Source organism: Microbacterium sp. K41 (assembly GCF_004794395.1).
Taxonomy (GTDB): Bacteria; Actinomycetota; Actinomycetes; order Actinomycetales; family Microbacteriaceae; genus Microbacterium; species Microbacterium sufflavum.
The window spans coordinates 1-3,050 of sequence record NZ_SSDO01000098.1 but is presented as its reverse complement, the minus strand read 5'-3'; the positions used below and the strand labels follow the sequence as shown (position 1 = coordinate 3,050).

At 71.7% G+C, this 3,050-nt stretch carries 2 protein-coding genes and 1 pseudogene; all 3 read right to left on the bottom strand.

Annotated elements, in window-relative coordinates; all coding sequences use genetic code 11:
• Window positions 1–19 precede the first annotated feature (19 nt).
• Window positions 20–997, bottom strand: a complete 978-nt coding sequence (locus DW309_RS01950; RefSeq protein WP_136044397.1) for an ABC transporter permease — start codon at window positions 995–997, stop codon at window positions 20–22.
• Window positions 998–1,013: 16 nt separating this feature from the next.
• Window positions 1,014–2,648, bottom strand: a complete 1,635-nt coding sequence (locus tag DW309_RS01945) for a TIGR04028 family ABC transporter substrate-binding protein (RefSeq protein ID WP_136044396.1) — start codon at window positions 2,646–2,648, stop codon at window positions 1,014–1,016.
• Window positions 2,649–2,776: 128 nt separating this feature from the next.
• Window positions 2,777–3,050 (bottom strand): annotated as a pseudogene (locus DW309_RS01940) (NtaA/DmoA family FMN-dependent monooxygenase); the annotation flags it as partial.

Genomic DNA, 3,050 nt, shown 5'->3' with positions numbered 1-3,050 from the left:
TCGGCGATCACGGGCGCGGTCATGCGGTGGCCTCCCGCAGCGTGCGGCGGGGTTCGGGGCGACCGCGGCGGGCGGAGGTGCGCTGCCGCGGGTCGATGAGCGGCGTGGCGAGGTCGACCGCGAAGCTGATGAGCACGAAGCCGAGTGCCGACAGCAGCACCACCCCCTGCAGCACCGGGATGTCCTGGTTCGCGACGGCCTGCTCCGTGAGGCGTCCGATCCCGGTCCGGCCGAAGACGGTCTCCGTCACGACGGCGCCGCCCACGAGCTCGCCGAACAGCACGCCCGCGATCGTGAGCGTCGGCACCGCCGCGTTGCGCGCGACCGAGCGCGTGAGCACCCACACCGGCGGTGCGCCCTTCGCCCGCAGCACGGTCACGAACGGCTGCGCCTGCACCTGGTCGATCGACCGCACCAGCACCTGGGCGAGGGGCGCGGAAATCGGCACGGCCAGGGTGAGCACGGGCAGCACGAGACCGCTCACCGGGTCGGCTCCCACGATCGGCACCCAGCCGAGGCCGAACGAGAACACCTGGATGAGCAGGATCCCGAGCCAGAACACCGGCACCGCGACGAAGAGGCCAGGCACCTGGCGCAGTCCCGTGCGCAGCCACGCGAACGGCGCCAGCGACGACAAGCCCGCGATCAGCACGGCCAGCACGAGCGCCACCGCGAGCCCGAGCGACGCGAGCAGCAAGGTCGCGGGCAGCGCCTCGGCCAGCATCGTGCGCACCGGGGTGCCGAACTGCGTCGAGTAGCCGAAGTCGCCGGCGAGGAAGCCGAGCCCGGCGTGCACGTACTGCTCCCACCACGGCAGGTCGGCGCCATAGGTCGCGCGGATCCCGTCGAGCTGCTCCGGCGAGAGCCCGAGGCTCGGGTCGGAGAACTTGATCAGGATCGCGTCGCCCGGCAGGAGCTGCAGCAGGAAGAAGGTGGCCGTGAAGGCCGCGACCAGCACGATCGCGGCCTGCCCGGCTCGTCGGAGGACGAAGCTCATCGCGTCACCGTCGCCCTCAGTGCTCCGCGAGCCAGACGCCGGAGAACGTGGGGCGCCCGACCGACTCGAACGCCACGCCGTGCACGTACGTCGCGGCACCGTAGACCTGCGGCTCCTCGAACAGCGGGATCACGTAGGCCTGCTCGGCGATGTAGTCCTGCACGGCCTGCGACGCGGCGATGCGCGCGTCGGCGTCGGGCTCGGAGGCCACGGCGAGCAGCAGCTCGTCGAGCGTCGCGTCCTGCGAGATCAGCACGTCGCGGTTCTTCGTGAAGTACTGGCTCTTGATCACGTCGAGGTCGGCGCGTCCGACCATCGAGTGATAGAACCCGGTCTTCAGCGGGTCGCGCGTGTCCTCGGCATAGGTGCCGGCATCGCCGGGCTTCACGGTCAGCTCGACGCCGACCTTCGCGAGCTGCTGGGCGATCAGCTCCAGAGTCTGCTTCGACAGCGGCTGCGGCTTCGCCTCGTAGACCGTGATCGCGAGGCGCTCGCCGTCCTTCTCCCTGATGCCGTCGCCTGCGGGCGTCCAGCCGGCCTCGTCGAGCAGCTCCTCGGCCCGGTCGGGGTCGAAGGTGTAGTGCTCCGACTCGTCCTTGTAGCCGACCGCCTGGGAGGACAGCACCGACGTCGCCACCGGGTAGTTCTCGGTGAAGAGCGTGTCGACCACCTCCTGCGCGTTCACGGCCGCGATGATCGCCTGGCGCACGCGGATGTCGGAGAGCAGCGGGTTGTCCGGCCGCAGGGCGATCGAGTTGTTCACGCCGCGGGTCTGCGGGGCGTAGAGCGTGAAGCCGGCGCCCTCCACACGGTCCTCGTCGAACGCCTGCACGTAGCGCACGTAGTCGGCCTGCCCCGCGAGCAGCGAGCCGATACGCACGGAGTCCTCCGGGGTGATCAGCACGTGCACGGCGTCGAGGTACGGGCGGCCGTCGTTGTCGGCGCTCTCCGGACCCCAGGCGTAGTCGTCGCGCGCGGCGAGGGTGTACTCCGTGCCGAGCTTCTCGTCGGTGACGGTGAACGGACCGGAGCCGATGATGTCGGCCGCATTGCCCGCGCCGAAGTCCTCGATCGTGCCGTCGAGCGTGTCGGGTGACAGCAGGCCGGAGTTGATGGTGGACGTGGCCTGCAGGAACCCGGGCGACGGGGCGGAGAAGCGGAACGTGACGGTGTCCTCGTCGACCACCTCGCTGCCGGCGTAGTTGTTGATCGCCTCGGACACGGTGAGCCCGCGGTCGGCGTCGCCCAGGCCGTAGGTGTCGAAGTTCTTCGCGACGGCGGCGGCGTCGAGGGGCGTGCCGTCCGAGAAGGTGACGCCGGGGTTCAGGTCGAACGTGTACTCGGTGGCGTCGTCGTTCACGATCCAGTCCGCGGCGACCCACGGCTCGATCTCGAGCGTCTCCGGGTTCTGCCACGTGAGCCGGGCGGCGATGTTGTTGACGATACCGCCGTTCGGGTAGAAGCCGGCCTGCGGCGGGTACAGGTTCGTGTACGCCTGGTGCTCCAGGTACGTGAGCGTGCCGCCCGTGACAGGGGCCCCGGCGTCGGTCGGTGTGCCGGCGGGGGCGGCGGAGGTCGCGCACGCGGCGAGGCTCCCGGCCAGGACGAGGGGCAGCGCGACGGCGGCGGTGCGGATCAGGCGGCGGTTCATGCGGAGGACTCCTCGGGGGTGCGGGTGGGTGCAGGCGGGTAGGGGTGCGGCGTGGGGTTCACGCTAGGAAGCGGCGGGCGGTGCGCGCCGGGCGGCGGACGCGGAAGGTCGCCCGGCGACACCCGCGGTCACGCATCGACACGCGACGTCACACGCAGGCGGTCGCGCAGCGTGATCGCGCCGTCACCGTGCTCGCGCAGCAGTCCGCGTCGCCGCAGCTCGGGCGCCGCCAGGTGCGTGAACGCCTCGAACTGCGCGGGCTGGAACGCCGAGAGCACGTTGAACCCGTCGGCCGCTCCCGCGTCGCGCCACGTCTCGAAGTGGTCGGCGACCGCGGCGGCGTCACCGACCACGAACGCGGCGGGCACGGCGTGCGCGGCGCCCAGGTGCCGCCAGGTGAGG